Origin of the sequence: Pseudoalteromonas sp. PA2MD11 (assembly GCF_017808125.1) — a bacterium.
Classification (GTDB): domain Bacteria; phylum Pseudomonadota; class Gammaproteobacteria; order Enterobacterales; family Alteromonadaceae; genus Pseudoalteromonas; species Pseudoalteromonas simplex.
Window position 1 is genome coordinate 253812 of the sequence record NZ_JADKNF010000004.1, and the last position, 21955, is coordinate 275766.

Consider the following 21955-nt stretch of genomic DNA (forward strand, 5'->3'; position numbering starts at 1 on the left):
GATGGCTGATTATGCAATTGGTGATTTACAGGGGTGTTATAGTGAATTTGATGCGTTATTGAAACGGGTCAACTTCAATCCAAGCCAAGATCACCTTTACTTAGTCGGCGATATAGTCGCTCGAGGTCCTGACTCACTCGCCTGTCTCGAGCGTCTTCATACTATGCAAGGCAGTGTAACTATTACCCTTGGTAATCATGATTTACACCTTATCGCTTGTCATTATCTAAATAAACCTGCAAACCCCAAAGATAAGCTGGCCGATGTTTTTAATAGTCCAAAACGCGCTGAATATATTCATTTTTTACAGCAACAGCCATTAGCTATTTGGCTTGAACGCCATAACATGCTGATAAGTCATGCTGGCCTAAATCCTAGCTGGTCAATAAAAAAGGCATTGAAACGTGCTAGTTTTGCCCAACAATGCTATCAAGGAGCTGATGCAACTCATTACTTCGCCAATATGTACGATCCCCATCCGTTACAGTGGCAATCGAATTTAAGTAGTGAAGCTAAATTTCGCTATATTGTTAATTATTTCACTCGGATGCGGTTCGTAAACCTTACAGGTGAACTCGATTTTGCAAACAAAACAAGTATTAGTGAAGACAGCTCAATAATACCTTGGTTCGATCACCCTGATATTTCTAAGTTAAAACAGCATATTGCATTTGGCCACTGGGCTGCTTTAGAAGGTAAAGTCAAACAAGAAAACATCCACGCTCTTGATACAGGCTGTGTTTGGGGTGGCGCAATGACCCTAATGGAACTCAACACAAAAGACTATTTCGTCGAAAAATCCCACTCTTTTATCTAAATAAACTGAAAAATAGCTGAACATCTGTTAGATTTATAACAATTAAAATAAATTTAATTTAAAGCTAATTAAATTTAAATACTTAACTAATTGGCAACCTTGCCGATAAGTGTTGATTAGTACTATTTTCTGGAATTGCATATGAACTTGACCGTTAGACAGCGCATTTGGGGTGGCTTTATTGTTATTACGTTACTCCTGCTTTTTATTGGTGGTAACTCGTTGGTAAAAATTACCAACATAGATCAATCAACACAGCGAGTTAACCAGCTTTCGCTGCCAGCTCTCGATAAGAGTTATGAGTTACAGGTTGAATTTATTTTAATGAGTAAGTCAGCTCAGGCAAGTTTTTATACTAGTGCGCAAGATGAACTGGCGACATTAAGAAAAAATTTCAACCAACAAAAAAAACGATATGATAATTCCTACCAAGAGCTTCAACAAATTGTTAGCAACGATCCAAAGCTAAAACAAAGCAGCCAACAAGTTGAGCAAACTTATAAGCGCTTTGTTAAGTCTGTCGACAACCTGTTTGCAGATAAACAAACTCAACTTGAGCTAAATAAAACACTACGCACCCAGCTTGAAAACATCGAAATCAGTGCTGAAGATGCAAATTCAGTGGTGCTTGATATTATTGATATAGATGGACTTGAAGAAAACCATTCACGTGCTTATCAAGCCGCCAATAACATGGAAAACAACTTCCAATCAGTCGTCACTAACAGCACTGATATGCTAACGGTGAAAACTCTCAACACATTAGACATCGTAAAAAATGAACAGGTTTATTACTTAGAAGAAGTTGAGCGTAGTTTAGGGCTCATTCGCCCAGCAATTATTGATAATAACGCCGGTTTGTATAATGATTTAAACGGCTACTTTGAAACGCTTTCAGATAATGTTCGTGGTAATAACAGTTTATCTGCAAATAAAAAACGTTTAATTGATGCAATTGCTAAAACAGAAGCTGAATTAGCAAACGCAGAAAACTCTACTAGTGAAGCATTAAAGCAATTAAAAGAACTAGTTGACCAAGCTACAGTGCTGGCTTTTGACTTGCAGCAAGATGTCAGCGGTAATGTCTCAACAGCAACTATTTGGACTTGGGTTGCCATGGTGATTGCTACTTTAATTGCTATCATCGTTGCTGCTGTGACTGTTAATCGTATAACCAAGCCCCTTTCTGAAGTAAACCGTATCCTTGATATCGTGGCAAGCGGTGACATGACACAGCGTCTTGACGACTCAGCTAAAGACGAATTCGGTGAACTATCACGTAGCTGTAATACGCTAATTGAAAGCTTGCGTACGCTTATTCAAGGTATAATCTCTCGCTCTACACAGCTAGCTGCTGCTTCTGAAGAGACATCGGCAATCACTGAGGAATCTAGCCAAGCTATACGTAATCAACAAGCACAGGTTGAACAAGCGGCAACGGCAACAACTGAGATGAGCAGTACATCACAAGCGGTAAGTAGCAGTGCTCAACAAGCTCTTAGTGAAATAAAGAACGCTGACAAAGAGGCAGATCGTGTCAAAGGCATTTCATCACAAAATAAAGCAACCATTGAGCAACTAGCTCGTGAAGTCGATGATGCATCGCAAGTTATCAACCAACTTCATAAAGACAGCGCTTCAATCGGTGGCATTTTAGATGTTATTCGTGGCATTGCTGAGCAAACCAACCTACTTGCGCTTAATGCAGCCATTGAAGCAGCCCGTGCCGGTGAACAAGGCCGAGGCTTTGCCGTAGTTGCTGATGAAGTACGCTCTCTAGCAAGCAAGACTCAAGAGTCGACCCAAGAGATCCAAGCAATGATTGAATCGCTTCAGGTTGGCGCAGAGGCTGCTGTATCGGCTATGTCGAAAGGTAAGCAACAAGCTGAGTCGTGTGTTGAGCAATCAGACCTTGCAAACACGGCCCTTGATTCAATCACTGCTGCCGTTGCACAGGCTCATAACGTAAGTGAAGAGATTTCAACAGCCGCTCACGAACAGCAGCAAGTATCTCAAGAGATCAGTGAACGTTTAGAGTCGATTGTAGCAATCGCAGAGCAAACAGCTGAAGGTGCAAACCAAACTAATATCTCAAGCTCTGAAGTAGCAAAACTGGCTGAAGAACTGCGTTTATCGGTAGATGCGTTTAAAGTATAGTAAGCTACAAGCTAATGAAGAATAGAAGCCGTGTTTGTGAAAGCAAACGCGGTTTTTTTATAGTAATTCTAACGAAGTTAACAGCTGGCTTTTGATTCAGTCTTATTGCGAATTACTAAAATGTGCTGACGGTTAAAAACAAAAAACCCAGCCGGAGCTGGGTTTTTAAAACGATTAGTCAAAAGAACTTACTTCTTTTTAACTGCTTTTTTGTTTGGAAGGTCAGTGATTGAACCTTCGAAGATTTCAGCAGCTAGACCGATTGATTCGTTTAACGTTGGGTGAGCGTGAATAGTTAACGCCAGGTCTTCACCGTCTGCGCCCATTTCAACTGCTAAGCCGATTTCACCTAGCATTTCACCTGCGTTGATACCAACCATAGCACCACCGATAACGCGACCTGAGTCTTTATCGAAGATTAGCTTAGTTTGACCTTCAGTACGTGCTGAAGCGATTGCACGGCCAGAAGCAGCCCAAGGGAATACAGCAGTTTCGATGCTTAAACCTTGCTCTTTAGCTTCTTTCTCAGTTACACCAACCCATGCGATTTCTGGATCTGTGTATGCGATTGAAGGGATGCACTTAGGATCGAAGAAGTGTTTCTGACCAGAGATAACTTCTGCAGCAACATGACCTTCGTGTACCGCTTTGTGTGCAAGCATTGGTTGACCAACGATATCACCGATAGCGAAGATGTGACCAACGTTTGTTTTAAGCTGTTTATCAACATTGATGAAACCACGCTCATCAACATTAACACCTGCTTTATCAGCATCAACAAGCTTACCGTTAGGTGTACGCCCTACTGCAACAAGTACTTTGTCGTAACGTACTGCGTCAGCTGGTGCATTTTTACCTTCGAATGAAACGTATAGACCGTCTTCTTTCGCTTCAACACCAACAACTTTAGTAGAAAGCATTACGTTGAACTTGTTCTTAACGTATTTTTGGTAGATTTTGATAACGTCTTTATCAGCTGCTGGTACTAATTGATCAGCAAACTCAACAACGTCGATTTCAGAACCTAGTGCACGGTATACAGTACCCATCTCAAGACCGATGATACCACCACCTAAAACAAGTAGTTTCTCAGGAACATCTTTAAGCTCTAGCGCACCTGTTGAGTCAATTACGCGGTCATCTTCAGGGATGAAAGGTAAGTTAACAGGTTGAGAACCTGCTGCAATAATAGCATTGTCAAACGTGATTGTTGTTGTACCGTCAGTACCTTCAACAGCAATGGTGTTGCTGCCAGTGAATTTACCGTAACCGTTAACCACTTTCACTTTACGCATTTTAGCCATGCCGTCTAGGCCGCCAGTTAATTGACCGATTACAGACTCTTTCCAAGAACGGATTTTGTCTAGGTCGATTTCAGGCTTGCCAAAAGTAACGCCGTGAGATGACATTTCTGCAGCGTCATCGATCACTTTAGCTACGTGTAAAAGTGCTTTTGAAGGAATACAACCCACATTTAGACATACACCGCCTAATGTGTTGCGAGATTCTACCAATGTTACTTCTAAGCCCAAGTCAGCAGCACGGAAAGCCGCAGAATAACCACCAGGACCACCGCCTAGTACAACAACTTGAGTTTTTAATTCGTTGCTCATGCTATTACCTTAAATGTTTGAACGGGACACTGCCCCTAAGTTTAACTGCCATGTTTCTGCAAGGCAGAAAGGGAGAGCAGATATCTATACCAAGATTGTTCTATGGCAAAGATTGTATCATTGCCAATGGTAAAAATCCCAGCAAAAAACAACTTGCTGGGATTTGATTCTTATAAACTGTAAAACGACTACATCACTAGTTGACGAATATCGCTCATGTAGCTTGCTAGCGTCACAGTAAAGCGTGCTGCTAGTGCACCGTCAATAACCCTATGGTCGTATGACATTGATAATGGAACCATTAATTTAGGTTCAAACTCTTTGCCATTCCACTTAGGTTTCATTTCTGACTTAGATACACCCAAGATAGCAACTTCTGGCGCATTTACAATTGGTGTGAACGCTGTACCACCAATACCACCAAGGCTTGAGATTGTGAAACAACCGCCTTGCATATCAGATGAAGTTAGCTTGCCGTCACGTGCTTTCTTAGAAATATCCATTAACTCACGAGAAAGCTCAATGATGCCTTTCTTATCAACATCTTTGAACACTGGAACAACTAAGCCATTTGGCGTATCAACTGCAACACCAATGTTGATGTATTTCTTCAAGATTAAGCTTTCGCCGTCTTCAGACAGTGAAGAGTTAAACGTTGGGAATTCAGCCAATGCTTTCGCCGCTGCCTTCATCACAAATACAAGTGGTGTGATCTTAACACCCAGCTTTTTCTTCTCAGCAAGGGCATTTTGCTCTTTACGGAATGCTTCAAGGCTTGTGATATCAGCTTCGTCAAACTGTGTGACATGCGGGATTTGCACCCAGTTACGGTGTAAGTTTGCACCTGATAGCTTCTGGATACGAGAAAGTTTCTTCTCTTCAATTTCACCAAACTTAGCAAAGTCAACCTTAGGCCAAGGGATAAGACCTAACTCACCGCCACCGGCATTACCTTTACCTGCAGATAGCTGACCTGACTCAACTTTCTTCACAAGATCTTTCACGTAGTTTTGTACGTCTTCTTTCACAACACGATTCTTACGACCCGTGCCTTTTACGTTTGCTAGGTTAATACCAAATTCACGCGCTAAACGACGTACAACAGGCGATGCATGTGCATACGCTTTGTTATCTGCAAAGCCTTCGTTGCTTGCAGGTGCTGATGCAGGCTTTTCAGCCGCAGGCGCTTTTGCTGCAGGCGCTGCTTCAGCTTTTGCAGGAGCAGGTGCCGCTGCAGCTGGTGCACTACCCGCTACTTCAAATACAAAGATAAGTGAGCCAGTTGATACTTTATCCCCAGCTGCTACTTTGATTTCTTTAACAGTACCGGCAAATGGTGCTGGTACTTCCATTGATGCTTTATCGCCTTCAACGTTTAAGATTGACTGATCTTCTTCAACCTTGTCGCCTACAGCAACCATCACTTCGGTTACTTCAACTTCGTCACCACCGATATCAGGCACGTTAACTTCTTTAGTGCTTGATGCCGCTGCTGCCGGCGCTGCTTCAGCTGGTGCTGATTCTGCAGCAGGCGCTTCTGAACCGCTTGAAGCTGTTTCAAAAACGAAGATTAGAGAGCCCGTTTTCACTTTATCGCCAGTCGCGATTTTGATCTCTTTAACCGTACCCGCAATTGGAGCAGGTACTTCCATTGATGCTTTATCGCCTTCAACGCTTAATAAAGATTGCTCTTCTTCAACCGTGTCACCTACCGCAACCATGATTTCAGTTACTTCAACTTCATCATCGCCGATATCTGGCACAGTTACTTCCTGTGTAGCAGAAGCTGCAGGCGCAGCTGCTGGAGCTGGCGCTTCTTCTTTGGCCTCTGCAGGAGCCGCAGCTTGTTCTTCACCTTCGAAGATCATGATAAGTGAACCCGTCGTTACCGTATCACCTTCAGCTACTTTAATTTCTTTAACCGTACCTGCTTGTGCAGCAGGTACTTCCATTGATGCTTTGTCGCCTTCAACCGTTAATAACGATTGGTCAACCTCAACCTTATCACCAACGCTAACAAGGATTTCGGTTACTTCAACTTCATCGCCACCGATATCTGGTACATTAATTTCAATACTCATTGGAACCTCTTATGCGTATAGCGGGTTAACTTTGTTTGTGTCGATGTCGAATTTCTTGATTGCTTCAACAACCACTGATTTCTCAACTTCACCACGTTTAGCAAGCTCAGATAGTGTTGCAACCACAACATAACCAGCATTCACTTCGAAGTGACGACGTAAGTTTTCACGGCTATCAGAACGACCGTAACCATCAGTACCTAACACTTTGTAGTTGCTACTTGGTACGAATGAACGAACTTGTTCTGCGTAGTTCTTCATGTAGTCTGTTGCAGCAACAGTCACGGCATCTGTTAATGCGTTCGTGATGTAAGCAGTCTTTTGTTCTGCTTCAGGGTTAAGCATGTTGAAACGCTCAGCGTCTTGACCGTCACGCGTTAACTCGTTGAATGATGTTACAGAGAATACATCTGAACCAATACCATACTCTTCGCTCAGGATTTGTGCCGCTTTGCGCACTTCAATCATGATAGTACCTGAACCTAGTAACTGTACTTTCGCTTTATCGCCAGCCACAGTTTCAAGTCTATAGATACCTTTACGAATACCTTCTTCAGCGCCTTCTGGCATTGCTGGTTGATGGTAGTTTTCGTTCATTAGCGTTAGGTAATAGAACACGTTTTCTTGATTTTCGCCGTACATGCGACGGATACCGTCTTGCATGATTACCGCTACTTCGTATGCGAATGTCGGATCATAAGAAATACAGTTAGGAACCGTGTTAGCAAGAATGTGGCTGTGACCATCTTCGTGCTGTAAACCTTCACCATTTAGTGTAGTACGACCTGCCGTAGCACCTAGTAAGAAACCACGTGCTTGTTGGTCACCGGCCATCCACGCCATATCACCTACACGTTGGAAACCAAACATTGAGTAGTAGATGTAGAATGGGATCATTGGTAAATCGTTAGTGCTGTATGATGTTGCAGCAGCAACCCATGATGACATTGCACCTAACTCGTTGATACCTTCTTGTAGTACCTGACCTGATGTTGCTTCTTTATAGTAAGAAACAATGTCACGGTCTTGTGGTGTGTAGTTTTGGCCATGCGGGTTGTAAATACCGATTTGACGGAATAAACCTTCCATACCAAATGTACGCGCTTCATCAGCGATGATAGGAACGATGTTTTTACCAATGCCTTTGTCTTTTAGTAACACGTTAAGTGCACGTACAAAGCCCATTGTTGTAGAGATGTCACGTTTTTGCTCTTCAAGTAGTGGCTTGAACGCGTCAACTTCTGGCAATGTTAAGCTTTCAGTAAACTTAGGAATACGCTTAGGTGTGTAACCTTGAAGCGCTTCACGGCGAGCGTGAAGATACTTGTACTCTTCAGAACCCTCTTCAAGAGTAAGGTATGGTAAGTCTTTAATTTCTTCATCAGAAACTAAATCTTGTAGACCTAAACGTGAACGTAGGTGCTCAACGTGGGTCATGTCCATTTTCTTAACTTGGTGCGCGATGTTTTTACCTTCAGCCGCTTCACCCATGCCGTAACCTTTTACAGTTTTAGCAAGGATTACAGTTGGACGGTCTTTAGTTTCTTCCGCTTTTTTGAATGCAGCGTAAAGTTTTGAAGGCTCATGGCCACCACGCTTAAGTGCGAAGATTTCTTCATCAGTCATATCAGCAACAAGTGCTGCTGTTTCTGGGTAACGACCGAAGAAGTGCTCACGAACATATGCACCGTCTTTTGCTTTATATGTTTGGTAATCACCGTCGATCGTTTCATTCATTAACTGCAGTAATTTACCTGATGTATCTTTAGCAAGTAGGATATCCCAACCACTACCCCATACAACTTTAATCACGTTCCAGCCTGCACCTTTGAATAGGCCTTCAAGCTCTTGAATGATCTTACCGTTACCCATTACTGGGCCATCTAAACGCTGTAAGTTACAGTTTATTAGGTAACATAAGTTATCTAGCTTCTCACGCGCAGCGAATGAGATTGCACCACGTGATTCTGGCTCATCCATTTCACCATCGCCTAAGAAAGCGTATACACGTTGGTTTTTAGTGTCTTTTAAGCCACGACCGTCTAGGTATTTTAAGAAACGAGCTTGGTAGATTGAAGCAATTGGACCAAGACCCATAGATACCGTAGGGAACTGCCAGAATTCAGGCATTAATTTAGGGTGTGGGTATGAAGGAAGACCTTTACCATCAACTTCTTGACGGAAGTTATCAAGCTGCTCAGCAGTTAAACGACCTTCAACAAATGCACGTGCATAGATACCTGGAGAAATGTGACCTTGGTAATAAACTAAATCACCGCCATCAACATCGTTTGGTGCTTTGAAGAAGTGGTTAAAACATACTTCATAGAATGCAGCTGAAGACTGGTAAGACGCCATATGGCCGCCTAAGTCTAGATCTTTTTTCGACGCGCGTAATACGATCATGATCGCATTCCAACGAATGATTGAACGAATACGACGTTCAATGTTTACGTCACCTGGGTAAGCAGGTTCTTGATCTACCGGAATGGTATTAACGTAGTTAGTGGTTGTGCCAGTAGGCATATCAACACCGTCTAAACGGGCTTGCTCTAACACTTGCTCAAGTAAGAATTGAGCACGTTCAACACCTTCTTCACGCACAACAGACTCAAGGGCTTGTAACCACTCTTGTGTTTCTAGCGCGTCTACGTCAATTTTATTGACTTCAGACATATGGAGGTTTCCTTATGTTTAAAATACTAATTATTTTAATAAATCTTAAAATTAAGTAGTTAACTAAACTTAGCTAATCACTTGCTTAATGTTGTTTGGTGCGTCTTAAACTACGTTCAATCCGCGAATGCTCTTTGCCAGCCTCAAGTAAGGCTTCTTCGATAAAGGCTAAGTGAGCATTACTAGCAAGACGTGCTTGCTCTGGGTTTCCTTCAATAACCGCATCCATCAACAGTCGTCTATGTTCTGCGAGCTGCTGACTGATCTGTGGTTTTTTTAACAGTACAGTTAAATTCTGTAATACATTTTGCTCTAGCAAGGCCTGCATACCACGTACTAAATGTAGCAGTACAACGTTATGAGACGCTTCTGCCACACTAAAATGAAATGCATTAATTGCTTTTGCTTTTTGCACAATGTCGTCATTAACGAGCGCAATGTTGTCAAAGCTTTGTTTTACTTTTTTGAAGTCATTCGTTGTGCCGCGCATAGCTGCATAATATGCTGCGATTCCTTCAAGGGCATGACGAAATTCGAGTAAATCAAATTGTGACTCTGGATGCTTACTAATCAAATCAAAAAGCGGATCAGTGAGCCCCTCTTCAAGCTGATTTTTTACGAACGTTCCGCCACCTTGGCGACGCGTTACTAACCCCTTAGCTTCTAGCTTTTGAATCGCCTCACGCAGTGAAGGTCGCGATACTTCAAATTGTTTCGCTAATTCACGTTCCGGAGGCAGCTTTTCGCCTGGCGCTAACGACCCCTCAAGAATCATATTCTCAAGTTGTTGTAAAATTACATCAGATAATTTTGCTGCTTTAATCTTTAAAGACATTTATTAACGTCCGCATTGTTATGCGCTAACCCCATAAATATCGGGTATTTAGCCTTGTGCTTTGACCAAAAAGGTAAATTGGTCATACCAAATTTGTCGCATACGTTATCAAAAACCCGTATTTCTGTCAATTTCACTACGTTCAGCGCCTAGTTACACCCTAACGTAATTCGTCTAAAGATTAAACAGTATGGATTAAAGTGGCTTTTTCTGAAGGAAAAAACAATAAAAAATAAATGGTCAGACCAGATTGAGCGACAAAAGCTTTTAGAGGTCAGGTTTTAGATGTTAGATAAATTGATTAGCTTTGTAACAACGGGTTTACCCCGCGTCGTTGAATTGAGTACTGAAAAATATTCGAAGTAGGATGCACTTCAGTGCTGAAAAAATCAGAACTCAATCGAAGTGCATTAGTAGAGCAATTAATGAATAAAGTTATACAACAAGCTTTACTCTTTCAACTCGCTAACTTTACACACTACGCCAAACCACCAAATAAGGTAAGCGCTGCGATGATCACTAAAAAGAACAATACATTTCGTTTTACAAGCTTCATCATGCAAGTAGCTTCATAAGTACAACCAAAATGTTGTTGCTCTATTTGCTCAGCGGCAAGTGCGGTTTGCGTAACAACTTTGCGGTTACTCACTGAAAAGTCGAGCACATATTTGAGCCAACAACTGGTACCTTTATTAAAGTTACCAATCACTAAATAACCAAAGCTTGCAACTCGTGCAGGTAACCAATCAAGCCAGAACAATAAGCTATGGATCAGTTTAAAACGCTTAGCGTACGCCACTTTATGGTCGCCTCTGACTTTGTCAGCAAAGGTTCGAACTAGCGCATAAAGAACCGCGCCAGGCACACCTAAAACCACAAACCAAAAAATGACTGCGCAATAAAAGCGAAAGTTAAGCCAAGCTAAAGTTTGGCCAAAAGTCTCACCTTGAGGATCATCTTCTATTTTCTTTTGACCCATTTGTAATGCATATAAGGTAGCCGCTTCTTGGTCGTTGCGGGTTAACGCATTTAAGTAAGACTTATATAAAGCACGTTGTTTAGCACAGCCAAAACAAACCAGCAGCACAGCAACATTCACTGCCAGCTGCCAAATAATAAAATCAGAGAGTTGATAGACTAAACCTGCGGCAACGACAGGCAACATTAACCAAATCAAAAAGCCAATTGGCGAATTAAATAAGCCTTTTTCTGAGAGTTGTTTTTGCGAGTGTTTAAGATATCTATTGGCATAAAAACCGATTTGCCAATAATCTGCTCGAGCTCCTAAACGCTCAATCACCAAAGCAATAATTATTGAAATTAAGATCATGCCTTTACCTATATCCTTTAACTAAAACACTAAATCAAAATAGTATTGCCAATCAAAACTCGCACCTGGGTCAGTTTTTCGGCCCGGTGCAATATCACAATGGCCAACAATGCGCGAACGGTTTATCTCAGGGTACTTTGCCATCAACGCCTTAGTCACTAAGTGTATTGCATTATATTGGGCTTGGGTATACGCTTTGGTGTCTGTACCTTCAAGCTCAATGCCCACGCTAAAATCATTACAGCGCTCTCTACCTTCAAACGTTGAGATACCGGCGTGCCAAGCTCGTTTCTCAAAAGGCACGTACTGAATAACTTCACCGGTACGACGAATAAAGCAATGTGCAGACACTCTTAAGCCTTTTAAATCAGCAAAGCTTTCATGCGCCGTACAGTCAATTGTTCCCATAAATAAATCATCAACATAAGGCGTTGCGAACTGCCCTGCTGGCAATGAAATATTATGAATAACAAGTAATGATACCTCGCCTTCTGGGCGTTCATCGTAATGTGTACAGGGCCTTTGTAACACATTGTTTAATTGACCCAATTCATTTATATGCATATTAAAAACTAACGATGACAATAAAGTTAAATAGTGTAAAGGGTTAAAATCTCAGGGTCTAGTTGCTTTGATTCAATCACTTAAAGTAACAGTGAGGATACTTTACTGTAGCCAATCTTTGTCTTCTATTGAGGGGTTAAACATAGTAAAATTTCGCCAATTTATTAATAAACAATGAGCTTTCGACATGTCAGTCCCACACACATTAATTAGCCAACTGGTAAAACTCGCCCTTGATGAAGATTTAAATTACCAAAGCGCAAATGACGGTGATATTACCGCGCAACTAATTCCAGAAAACGAGCTAGCCAATGCCAAGGTAATTACCCGTGAAGACTGCGTATTTTGTGGTAAAGACATTATTTTAGAAGTTTTTAACCAAGTCGATCCTACAGTAAACGTTGAAGTACTTGTAAATGATGGCGACAAAGTAGCAGCCAATAGCACGCTCTTCACCGCATCAGGCTCAGCTCGCGCAATTTTAACTGCTGAGCGCACTGCCCTTAACTTTGTACAAACACTCTCAGGTACAGCAACAACAACCGCTCATTATGTAAAAGAGCTTGAGGGCACGACTACGCAGCTACTCGACACGCGTAAAACAATTCCAGGTTTACGTGCGTTACAAAAATACGCTGTAAAATGTGGTGGCGGTGCGAATCATCGCATCGGTTTGTTTGATGCGTTCTTAATTAAAGAAAACCACATCGCTGCCTGTGGTGGCATTGATAAAGCAGTAGCTCAAGCTAAAGTAAACCACCCGACTAAGCCTGTTGAAGTAGAAGTAGAATCTCTTAATGAGCTTGAGCAAGCAATCACAGCAGGTGCTGATATCATCATGCTTGATAACTTTACCGTAGAGCAAATTCAACAAGCAGTCGTGCTGACAGACAAGCGAGCAAAGCTCGAAGTATCTGGCAACATGACACTCGAAACCTTAAAAGCCTATTCACAGGCTGGCGTTGACTTTATTTCAAGTGGCGCACTTACAAAAAATTTACAATCAACCGACCTTTCAATGCGTTTTAGTGCTTAAAAATAGCTAGCCACGTATTTAATGCTTACCTAATCCGTTGACAACGAAATAAAAAAAGCATTAAATACGTACAAAGCTTGTAATAGTAACAAAAAACAAACATTTATACGGCAAAATATCACTCTTTAGTATGTCTGCACCCTAGGCTCTTACACACATTTTAGTTTCACTCTTCAAAGTATTAGCAAGGATGCCATATCAAACAGTGCAATAATTGAATTAGCTTGACCTGTCTCAAACTAAAGTAGGAAAGTTCTGAAAAAACCTCTAGCTAACAGGAAAATAGCTTTCAAAATCATTGAATAATGCTAAAGTTAACTAATGTTTTCAGAACATGGGAAGTTCTAAGAGTTTTATGTTATCAATCAAGCTTTATTTAAAGAAGTTTTAATTAAAACTGTAAGATTTATCCTGTAAATTGAGCCTTGGTTTACAACGCTGAAGTTACAGCTAAACTTACAAAATCATCATATCCTTTAGGAGAGGAACAAATGACAAAACAAAACCAACAGGGTTTCACCCTAATTGAATTAATGATTGTAGTTGCAATCATCGGTATTCTTGCTGCAGTAGCACTTCCTGCATACTCTGACTATCAAGCATCATCTAAATTAACAGCTGGTTTAGCTGAAATCACTGGCGCAAAAACCGAAATGGAAATTGACGCTAATAATGGTGAAGCGATTACTACAGTTTCGGATCTAAAAGCTATCAAAAATGATAAAACTCAAAATTGTACAATCACTGCTAGCTTAGCAACTGATGGCACTGGCGAAATTAAATGTGATATCGTTAATGCACCTTCTCAAGTATCAGCTGCAGAAATCACTTGGACACGCGCCGCTACAGGTGAATGGACTTGCGCTACCACTGGTTTAACTGGTGATGCAAAAGAATTAGCTCCAAAGAGCTGCCCACATTCATAATATGTGAATCTACTAAAGCGCCTTTCAAAGGCGCTTTTATTTTAACTAATGATAAAGTTTCCTTTAATATTACTTTTTAGTACATTATATTTCTCATTAACGCTTCTTCCATTTGTTCCGGTACTCTCTTTTGATTATCATAATCATCAAAGATCACTACAGATAATTTTACTTTTTTTAACGTCTATACTTTTTTTAATAAAGATTATTAAAAATAAACAGCTATTATTCCCTCCCACAATAAACAAGTTAGTATATTTATTTATTGTAATGGGGCTTATTTCATCTGCTTTTTCTAACGAAGCTACTTTTAGTTTTTTTTATGTGCTTCACTTTGTGCTACTATTTTTTCTCTTACTCATAGTATTCAATGAAGAAAGCGAAAAAAGAAGCCTTTACTTTATAGCTTCTTTAATAACAATACATGGTATCCTTGTATTAGTTTGCTTCTTAAATGTGATCTTCTCTATCGTTGACCAAGTAAAACCGAGCCCATTCGTTATATATCAAAACTTTATTAACATTCGATTTTTTAATCAAATTCAGATTTTCATAATACCGTTACTTATATACTTTTTGAAATATAGAGACATCAGGCGTGTAGTATATTTTTTTCTTACTTTAAACTTTCTTTTGATTTTTATAGGTCATGCTAGAGGTGCATTATTAACCTTTACTTTCATTTTCTTGCTAACACAACTTTTTGATAAGCATCAAAGAAAAAACTACCAAATTACATTAGGTTGTCTATTTATTGGTTTGCTGCTCTATTACTTTCTCACTATACTTTTTAGTTCTGGTGAGATACCTGTAAATACAAGCTCTTCAGGTAGATTATTTATATGGCAAAAAGTTATTTCTGAATTTACTTGGCAACAACTTTTTATAGGTAATGGTCCTGGCGTATTTCAAGCTTCATTACCAGGCAAACCGCCAATGAGTCACCCTCATTCCTCTGTAATAGAAATAATTAATGAATGGGGCTTTTTAGCTTTTATATTTTTATCGTCAGCTATTTATATAACAATTAAAAATGCAGTCTTTTATCTTACGGTAAATAAGGAAGATGCCATATCAAAAGCTCTTCTTTATTCTTTCTTTTCTGGCCTTTTATATTCATTATTATCAGGTGTACATGTGATGCCTGTTTCACAGACATTACTATATATTATTTGGGGTCTATTAATAGCTAGAACTTCGCGTAAAGTTAAGGTGTTACTGACGTTTAAAAAGTGTAAATTAGTTATTTTTGCTATCATATTTGCTGCAGTGTGGTATTTTTATGGCTGGGTAGCATTAGAAACCTATCAAAAAATGAATCCTGATACTGGTTATATTTTTGGACCAAGGTTTTGGTCAATAGCTCATAGATTATGAATTATATAATTTTCTATTTTCAAAATAATATTTTAATACATTACAACATAACGGGTTTTATCCATGGCTAAGAAACAGGAAGATAAAGACCTAGATACCTTCCAATGGGTAGGTGTTAATGCTAGAGGCAAGAAGCTGGAAGGAGAACTAACTGGCAGTAGTATAGCCCTTATCAAAGCTCAGTTACGCAAACAAGGCATCACTCCATCTAAAGTTAAACGAAAACCAAAACCTTTATTTGGTATAAAAAGCGTACAAAAAGTTACTCCTAAGGATATTGCTTTAATTACAAGGCAAATCGCTACTATGCTTTTAGCTGGCGTGCCTTTAATACAAGCGATTGAGCTCATATCATCAGGAGCAAAGCACAAAGGTGTGGCCAAGTTGATGGAAGGAGTTGGTGATGAAGTCAAAGCCGGTGTGCCACTTTCTCAAGCGCTCCGTAAACATCCGCGCTATTTTGATGATTTATATTGCGACTTAGTGGCCTCAGGTGAACAGTCGGGTGCCCTTGATAAAATTTTTGACCGTGTTGCGCTTTATAAAGAAAAGGCCGAGGCGTTAAAATCGAAAATTAAAAAAGCCATGTTTTATCCTATTGCGGTTTTGGTGGTCGCAGTCATTGTAACTTCTATTCTACTTATATTTGTAGTGCCACAATTCCAAGATATCTTTAATGGCTTTGGTGCTGAGTTGCCGGGCTTTACTTTAATGGTGATTGGTATTTCTGAGTTCATGCAGGAATATTGGTGGATAATTCTAATTGTAATTATCGCCGCAGGTTTTGCTTATAAAGAAGCTCTATTAAAAAGTAAAAAACTCCGAGATGCTAACGATAGAGCCATATTAAAACTCCCCGTTATTGGTATGATTTTGAATAAAGCGGCGGTTGCGCGTTACGCTCGTACTTTATCAACTACGTTTGCTGCTGGTGTACCTCTGGTTGATGCACTTGACTCTGCTGCGGGTGCTTCTGGTAATGCGGTTTATCGCTATGCTATTTTAGAAATTAAAGCAGAAGTGAGCTCAGGTAATTTAATGAACTGGGCAATGCGTAACTCTAAAATATTCCCCGATATGGTGATCCAAATGGTAGCCATTGGTGAAGAGTCTGGCTCACTTGATGGCATGCTAGCTAAAGTCGCTACAATTTATGAGCAAGAAGTTGATGATGCCGTTGATGGTTTATCCAGCCTACTTGAGCCACTCATTATGGCGGTTTTAGGTGTGCTGGTTGGTGGTTTAATTGTTGCTATGTACTTGCCTATATTCCAGTTAGGATCGGTGATTTAACACATGGCTGTAAGCAAAACTCAAAACGCTAGTTGATAACTTGCTATATAAAATAAATAATAAAAACAGTTCAACACAGCGAAATAAATTCGGCCTCTAAATGGTCAGATGTTAGGTATTTTAATGGAAAACTTTTTTCTTGATATAACCACTGCGATGCAAAGTCAGCAGTGGTTTTATTTTTTAACTGTGGGCTTAGTAAGCCTGTGTATTGGTAGCTTTTTAAATGTGGTGATTTATCGTTTGCCACTGATGATGAAAAGAGAATGGCAAACTGAATGCCGTATTGTATTGGCCGATGAGCTAAATTCAAAACAGCAAACAGAACAAGCCCCCTTTAACCTAGTAAAACCTAATTCAACCTGCCCAAAATGCAAGGCTCCGATTAAAGCTTGGCAAAATATCCCTGTGCTAAGTTGGCTATTATTAAAAGGTCGCTGCGCAAATTGTCAATCACCAATATCTGTACGCTACCCTATTGTGGAAATGCTCACAGCAGTTTTAAGCATAATTGTCGCTGTAATTTTTGGCCCAACTAAGCTTGCTCTACTTTATATATTTATTACTTGGATTTTAGTAGCTTTAACCTTTATCGATATAGATCACATGTTACTACCCGACCAACTAACCCTTCCTTTAGTATGGTTGGCACTGATTGCAGCCACTATGGATATTACCATTGCTCCAAGCGACGCTATTATTGGCGCAGCAATTGGCTACTTAAGCTTGTGGAGTGTCTACTGGCTATTCAAGTTAGCCACAGGTAAAGAGGGTATGGGATATGGCGACTTTAAACTATTAGCTGTGTTTGGTGCGCTATTAGGTTGGCAAGATATTTTAACTATAGTGCTGTTATCAAGTGTCGTTGGTGCCATCATCGGTATTACGCAAATCATTATTCAAGGTAAAGATAAAACTACGCCAATTCCATTTGGGCCCTACCTTGCCATTGCCGGTTGGCTAACCTTGCTTTGGGGTGAGCAAATTCAAGCTTACTACTTTAATTATTTGGGCTACTGATTATGGCAAGCTGGATTTTAGGATTAACGGGTGGAATCGGATCAGGGAAAAGTGCAATAAGCGCCATGTTTGAAGAGCTTGGCATTCAAGTGGTTGATGCTGATATCGTGGCTAGAGAGGTCGTTGAGCCAGGCTCTGTTGGCCTTACAAAAATTACTGAACACTTTGGTGATGAGATACTCACTACTGATGGCAGCCTTGATCGTGCAAAACTAAGAGCAATTATCTTTGCTGATGAATCACAAAAGCAATGGCTAAATAATTTATTGCATCCGCTTATTAGAGAGTCAATGCTCGCTCAATTACAGCAAGCCACCAGCCAATATGTAATATTAGTTGCGCCTCTACTTTTTGAAAATGGCCTAGATCAATTCTGCGATCATACTCTGTTGATAGATGTTCCTGTTGAAGTGCAAATAACGAGAACCACAGCTCGAGACAATATCTCTGTTGAATTAGCTAAGCAAATCATCGCTTCACAAATGCCCAGAGCAGATAAGCAACAAAAAGCGACAGATACATTAGATAATAACCGCCTTCTTTCTGAGGTAAAAATTGATGTACAAAAGTTGCATGAGAAATACCTGTCTTTAATTTAACGATATTATTGATTTAAATACTTATTTTTGTAAAAAAGCAGCCACATAAAAACAATACCAAAGTACCAATTAACTAGCTAAACATTTGAGTTTATGGTTAATTTATTTTGCAATTTTTCCAAAATCAGACAAGACTGATGTAACCGTTTTACTTTTTCTGTTAGATTGTGGCAAATAAAGGATCAAACTAGGTGCGCAATGAATATTAACTCACCGCTACTTCGAAAATTTATCACTCTAGGTCGCATTGATGCAGAGACCGTAAAATCAAAGCAGCGCGAATACAGCTCTACTGCGGAGCTAATTTCTAAAACATGTGGTATGGCTGGCCATGAGCTAGCAGAGCAATGCACAGATCTTTTCAGAGTCCCTTATTTTGACATCAAAGATTTTGATGTATCACACATTTCTGAAGAACTTGTTAAAGACAAACTCATTCGTGAACACCACATTCTGCCGTTAGTAAAAAAAGGCCGTAAACTCTACATTGCCGCCTCTGATCCAACCGATTACGGAGCCTTTGAAAACTTTGAATTTAGTACTGGCCTTTCATGTGAAGTAGTTGTTGTTGATTACGTTCAGCTCGAAAATAAAATAGAACAATTACTTGATGCTGCAGGCGGTTTACACTTAAGTGAAGATGAGTTTAAAGAACTTGGCGATCTTGAAACCGAAGCTCCTAAAGACTTAACCAGCAAAGATGAAGACAAAGACGATGCGCCTATTATTGTCTACATCAATAAAATTTTGATGGATGCGATAAAAAAAGGTGCATCGGATCTACACTTTGAACCTTATGAACACCGTTACCGTGTACGTTTTCGTATCGATGGTATTTTGCATGAAATGGCAAGTCCACCCAATAGCTTAGCGAGCCGTTTGTCGGCGCGTATTAAGGTTATGTCCCGACTTGATATTGCAGAAAAGCGTAAACCTCAAGATGGTCGTATTAAGCTTAAAATCACTGAACGTAAAAGTATCGACTTTCGTGTAAGTACATTACCAACTCTTTGGGGCGAGAAAATAGTAATGCGTATTCTCGACTCATCAAGCGCTATGCTAGGTATCGATGTACTTGGTTATGAACCAGAGCAGAAAAAACTCTACATGGACGCACTAGAGCAACCACAAGGCATGATCTTAGTAACCGGTCCAACGGGCTCTGGTAAAACCGTATCACTTTATACTGGTTTGAATATTCTTAACCAGCCAGAGCGTAATATCAGTACTGCCGAGGATCCAGTAGAGATCAACCTTGAAGGGATTAACCAAGTACAAATTAATCCAAAGGCAGACATGACCTTTGCCAATGCATTAAAGGCTTTCTTACGACAAGATCCCGATGTCGTCATGGTTGGTGAGATCCGTGACCTTGAAACCGCTGAAATTGCAATAAAAGCGGCGCAAACAGGTCACTTGGTATTATCAACTCTGCATACAAACTCTGCGCCTGAGACCCTTACTCGTCTTTTAAATATGGGTGTTCCTGCTTATAACGTAGCAAGCTCTATCAGCCTTATCATTGCGCAGCGTCTAGCAAGACGACTTTGCCCTAAGTGTAAAACACCAGAAAAACTGCCTGATGAAGAATTGATTCGCCAAGGTTTTGATAAAGACAAGCTCAATGAGGCTCAGTTATTCGCACCAAAAGGATGCGATAGCTGTACTGAAGGCTATAAAGGTCGAGTGGGTATTTATGAGGTAATGCAAATTACCCCTGAAATAGCGCAAATTATTATGCGTGGTGGTAACTCTCTCGAAATCGCTGAAGTATCTCTGCGCTCAGGCTTTAATGATCTGCGTTTATCTGGCCTGAAAAAAGCCGCTGATGGCGTTACCTCTCTAGCAGAAATAAACCGAGTAACGAGTTTCTAAACAAATTCGTTACTGGATTCTCAACTAACTGTTCAGTAAGATCTGACGAAAGTGCTTAATTAAGAGTGATATCATGCCAACAGTTGTAGACTGCCCAACATGCAAAGCCAAAGTAGAATGGTCAGAACAAAGCCCACATCGTCCATTTTGTTCAAAACGCTGCCAGCTAATAGATTTAGGTGAGTGGTCGTTTGAGAACAATAAAATTTCTAGCCCAATTAGTAATGCTAATGATTTGAGCCAAGATATGATTGAAGATATCGAAGCGATGCTAGCTAAAAACGATGATTCATTCTTTAAAGAATAAAGCGTCAAATACAAAAAATGCGGCATTTGCCGCATTTTTTATATTAAGAGTAATTTGGTATTAGCCTTCAGAACGCTCACCTTTGCGCTCTCCGCGTGGACCATGGTGACCCTTTTTGTGACCTTTTTTACGCAGGTGCTTTTTAATCTCTTGATAGCTTTCGCGCTGTTCAGCATTTAAAACCTGCCAAATGGCATGATCAGATTTCATTTTTAGCATTGCAAACTGCTGGCCTTTTTCTTGACGCGCATTAATTAGTTCTAATGCGGCATTTTCATCAAATGTTTTAGCTGCTAATAACGCATCCATTTTCTCTTTGTGTGCAGTACGAGCGGCTTTCATTGCATCTTTATCACCACGCAGTGCTGCAAATTGTGTTTTCTGCTCGGCAAAAATCGCTTTAAGTTGCGTTTGCTGATCTTCTGTAAGTTGTAATTTATCAATACCACGCTCAGAAAGTAAAAAACGTGCTTGTGGATTCATACCACGGTTAAAGTCACCTTTCGCCATTGCTGAAGTAGCACCGACACTCGCTGCTGCTAAACCACAAACAAGTACGAATTTAGAAAGCTTATTTGAAATAGTCATAATCATTACCTTTTGTTGGGTTGTGCTCTGTTGTCGTTTCCGACTGATGGGTTAACTATAACTAATTCAATGCAAAGGAACGCAAACCAGTGTAAAGGTTGTGTAAAGATTCACTTTTACACAATTTACTGAGTAAAATAACCTTAAAGAAATAAATAGCTAGGTGTCAGAATGAAACTATTAATGATCGACGACGATACAGGATTGTGCGAATTACTCAGCGAGTACTTATCAGCACAAGGTTTTACAGTAGAGTGTGTTCATGATGGCGCTGAAGGCCTAAAACAAGCTATAAAGCATAACTATGAGCTAATATTGCTTGATGTGATGCTACCTTCTTTGGATGGCTTTGAGGTGCTAAAGCAGTTAAGACAACATAAGCTTACTCCGGTGATCATGCTAACCGCGAAAGGCGAAGACTTTGATCGTATCTTTGGTTTAGAGCTAGGCGCAGATGATTATATTCCTAAGCCATTTAACCACAGAGAATTGCTAGCCCGCGTTAAAGCAATTACCCGTCGCATCGAACATATCAATAGCTTATCGAGCCAACAGGCCAGCTCATTGAGTGTTAACAGCATCAATGTTAATTTTGCAACGCGAGAAGCTTCTGTTAAAGACAATGTACTTAGTCTAACCGGCACTGAGTATGAGATCCTTGCCATGCTAGTACAACATGCCGGTGAAGTGATCAGCAAAGAACAAATAAGTGAGCAAGTCCTTGGTAGACGCCTTGCCCCTTTTGACCGTTCAATCGATATGCATGTCAGCAACATCCGTAAAAAGATTGCAGAACACGTTAGTAATGAACGGATCAAAACCATGCGTGGCAGTGGTTATGTATTAATACAAGGCGAATAA

18 protein-coding genes are annotated in these 21955 nt (G+C 40.2%); 11 read left to right on the forward strand and 7 right to left on the reverse strand.

Annotated features, from left to right (window positions below):
* Window position 1 precedes the first annotated feature (1 nt).
* Complete coding sequence (locus ISP07_RS07480; protein WP_209327236.1) at window positions 2-817, forward strand: symmetrical bis(5'-nucleosyl)-tetraphosphatase; 816 nt, start codon at window positions 2-4, stop codon at window positions 815-817.
* A 141-nt stretch (window positions 818-958) separates the two neighbouring features.
* Window positions 959-2974: a methyl-accepting chemotaxis protein gene (locus ISP07_RS07485; RefSeq protein WP_138601742.1), complete on the forward strand. Its 2016-nt coding sequence runs from the start codon at window positions 959-961 to the stop codon at window positions 2972-2974.
* Window positions 2975-3162: 188 nt separating this feature from the next.
* Here the strand turns inward: ISP07_RS07485 and lpdA are convergent, their stop codons facing one another.
* The 6 genes from lpdA to ampD form a co-directional block, all read right to left on the reverse strand.
* Complete coding sequence (gene lpdA, locus ISP07_RS07490; protein ID WP_054550993.1) at window positions 3163-4587, reverse strand: dihydrolipoyl dehydrogenase; 1425 nt, start codon at window positions 4585-4587, stop codon at window positions 3163-3165.
* A 188-nt stretch (window positions 4588-4775) separates the two neighbouring features.
* Window positions 4776-6668 (reverse strand): pyruvate dehydrogenase complex dihydrolipoyllysine-residue acetyltransferase, encoded by a 1893-nt coding sequence (gene aceF, locus ISP07_RS07495; RefSeq protein ID WP_187490275.1) that lies wholly within the window; start codon window positions 6666-6668, stop codon window positions 4776-4778.
* 9 nt (window positions 6669-6677) lie between these two features.
* The gene (aceE, locus tag ISP07_RS07500) at window positions 6678-9344 is read right to left on the reverse strand and encodes a pyruvate dehydrogenase (acetyl-transferring), homodimeric type (RefSeq protein ID WP_209327237.1); all 2667 of its coding nucleotides are present in this window, start codon (window positions 9342-9344) and stop codon (window positions 6678-6680) included.
* 85 nt (window positions 9345-9429) lie between these two features.
* On the reverse strand, window positions 9430-10179 hold the full coding sequence (gene pdhR / locus ISP07_RS07505; RefSeq protein ID WP_036965924.1) for a pyruvate dehydrogenase complex transcriptional repressor PdhR: 750 nt from the start codon (window positions 10177-10179) through the stop codon (window positions 9430-9432).
* A 478-nt stretch (window positions 10180-10657) separates the two neighbouring features.
* Window positions 10658-11509: a beta-lactamase regulator AmpE gene (gene ampE / locus ISP07_RS07510; protein WP_209327238.1), complete on the reverse strand. Its 852-nt coding sequence runs from the start codon at window positions 11507-11509 to the stop codon at window positions 10658-10660.
* 21 nt (window positions 11510-11530) lie between these two features.
* The gene (gene ampD, locus ISP07_RS07515) at window positions 11531-12073 is read right to left on the reverse strand and encodes a 1,6-anhydro-N-acetylmuramyl-L-alanine amidase AmpD (protein WP_209327239.1); all 543 of its coding nucleotides are present in this window, start codon (window positions 12071-12073) and stop codon (window positions 11531-11533) included.
* A 187-nt stretch (window positions 12074-12260) separates the two neighbouring features.
* On the opposite strand from ampD, the gene nadC reads away from it, so the two are divergent.
* The 8 genes from nadC to yacG all read left to right on the forward strand — a co-directional run bounded on the left by nadC (window position 12261) and on the right by yacG (window position 20506).
* Window positions 12261-13109, forward strand: coding sequence for a carboxylating nicotinate-nucleotide diphosphorylase (nadC, locus tag ISP07_RS07520; protein ID WP_209327240.1), 849 nt, complete (start codon window positions 12261-12263; stop codon window positions 13107-13109).
* 491 nt (window positions 13110-13600) lie between these two features.
* Window positions 13601-14035, forward strand: a complete 435-nt coding sequence (locus tag ISP07_RS07525) for a pilin (protein ID WP_209327241.1) — start codon at window positions 13601-13603, stop codon at window positions 14033-14035.
* 270 nt (window positions 14036-14305) lie between these two features.
* Entirely contained in the window at window positions 14306-15412 is a 1107-nt protein-coding gene (locus tag ISP07_RS07530) for an O-antigen ligase family protein (protein WP_209327242.1), read from the forward strand.
* Between the two features lie 63 nt (window positions 15413-15475).
* Complete coding sequence (locus ISP07_RS07535; RefSeq protein WP_054550985.1) at window positions 15476-16705, forward strand: type II secretion system F family protein; 1230 nt, start codon at window positions 15476-15478, stop codon at window positions 16703-16705.
* Window positions 16706-16828: 123 nt separating this feature from the next.
* Window positions 16829-17725 carry a prepilin peptidase gene (locus ISP07_RS07540; protein ID WP_209327243.1) on the forward strand — a complete coding sequence of 299 codons (897 nt, stop codon included), beginning with the start codon at window positions 16829-16831 and terminating at the stop codon, window positions 17723-17725.
* A 2-nt stretch (window positions 17726-17727) separates the two neighbouring features.
* Window positions 17728-18324: a dephospho-CoA kinase gene (gene coaE, locus ISP07_RS07545; RefSeq protein WP_209327244.1), complete on the forward strand. Its 597-nt coding sequence runs from the start codon at window positions 17728-17730 to the stop codon at window positions 18322-18324.
* Between the two features lie 198 nt (window positions 18325-18522).
* Entirely contained in the window at window positions 18523-20199 is a 1677-nt protein-coding gene (gene pilB, locus ISP07_RS07550) for a type IV-A pilus assembly ATPase PilB (protein WP_209327245.1), read from the forward strand.
* A gap of 73 nt (window positions 20200-20272) precedes the next feature.
* The gene (yacG, locus tag ISP07_RS07555) at window positions 20273-20506 is read left to right on the forward strand and encodes a DNA gyrase inhibitor YacG (RefSeq protein WP_054550981.1); all 234 of its coding nucleotides are present in this window, start codon (window positions 20273-20275) and stop codon (window positions 20504-20506) included.
* Window positions 20507-20566: 60 nt separating this feature from the next.
* Here yacG and ISP07_RS07560 read toward each other — a convergent pair whose 3' ends face one another.
* Entirely contained in the window at window positions 20567-21094 is a 528-nt protein-coding gene (locus tag ISP07_RS07560; protein ID WP_166340462.1) for a Spy/CpxP family protein refolding chaperone, read from the reverse strand.
* Window positions 21095-21265: 171 nt separating this feature from the next.
* Here ISP07_RS07560 and ISP07_RS07565 point away from each other — a divergent pair, with 171 nt between their 5' ends.
* The gene (locus tag ISP07_RS07565; protein ID WP_209327246.1) at window positions 21266-21955 is read left to right on the forward strand and encodes a response regulator; all 690 of its coding nucleotides are present in this window, start codon (window positions 21266-21268) and stop codon (window positions 21953-21955) included.

Excerpts from the sequence above, each read along its gene's own strand:
- ISP07_RS07480 (WP_209327236.1), top strand. The coding sequence starts at position 2 with ATGGCTGATTATGCAATTGGTGATTTACAGGGGTGTTATAGTGAATTT.
- ISP07_RS07485 (WP_138601742.1), top strand. The coding sequence starts at position 959 with ATGAACTTGACCGTTAGACAGCGCATTTGGGGTGGCTTTATTGTTATT.
- lpdA (WP_054550993.1), bottom strand. The coding sequence starts at position 4,587 with ATGAGCAACGAATTAAAAACTCAAGTTGTTGTACTAGGCGGTGGTCCT.
- aceF (WP_187490275.1), bottom strand. The coding sequence starts at position 6,668 with ATGAGTATTGAAATTAATGTACCAGATATCGGTGGCGATGAAGTTGAA.
- aceE (WP_209327237.1), bottom strand. The coding sequence starts at position 9,344 with ATGTCTGAAGTCAATAAAATTGACGTAGACGCGCTAGAAACACAAGAG.
- pdhR (WP_036965924.1), bottom strand. The coding sequence starts at position 10,179 with ATGTCTTTAAAGATTAAAGCAGCAAAATTATCTGATGTAATTTTACAA.
- ampE (WP_209327238.1), bottom strand. The coding sequence starts at position 11,509 with ATGATCTTAATTTCAATAATTATTGCTTTGGTGATTGAGCGTTTAGGA.
- ampD (WP_209327239.1), bottom strand. The coding sequence starts at position 12,073 with ATGCATATAAATGAATTGGGTCAATTAAACAATGTGTTACAAAGGCCC.
- nadC (WP_209327240.1), top strand. The coding sequence starts at position 12,261 with ATGTCAGTCCCACACACATTAATTAGCCAACTGGTAAAACTCGCCCTT.
- ISP07_RS07525 (WP_209327241.1), top strand. The coding sequence starts at position 13,601 with ATGACAAAACAAAACCAACAGGGTTTCACCCTAATTGAATTAATGATT.
- ISP07_RS07530 (WP_209327242.1), top strand. The coding sequence starts at position 14,306 with ATGGGGCTTATTTCATCTGCTTTTTCTAACGAAGCTACTTTTAGTTTT.
- ISP07_RS07535 (WP_054550985.1), top strand. The coding sequence starts at position 15,476 with ATGGCTAAGAAACAGGAAGATAAAGACCTAGATACCTTCCAATGGGTA.
- ISP07_RS07540 (WP_209327243.1), top strand. The coding sequence starts at position 16,829 with ATGGAAAACTTTTTTCTTGATATAACCACTGCGATGCAAAGTCAGCAG.
- coaE (WP_209327244.1), top strand. The coding sequence starts at position 17,728 with ATGGCAAGCTGGATTTTAGGATTAACGGGTGGAATCGGATCAGGGAAA.
- pilB (WP_209327245.1), top strand. The coding sequence starts at position 18,523 with ATGAATATTAACTCACCGCTACTTCGAAAATTTATCACTCTAGGTCGC.
- yacG (WP_054550981.1), top strand. The coding sequence starts at position 20,273 with ATGCCAACAGTTGTAGACTGCCCAACATGCAAAGCCAAAGTAGAATGG.
- ISP07_RS07560 (WP_166340462.1), bottom strand. The coding sequence starts at position 21,094 with ATGACTATTTCAAATAAGCTTTCTAAATTCGTACTTGTTTGTGGTTTA.
- ISP07_RS07565 (WP_209327246.1), top strand. The coding sequence starts at position 21,266 with ATGAAACTATTAATGATCGACGACGATACAGGATTGTGCGAATTACTC.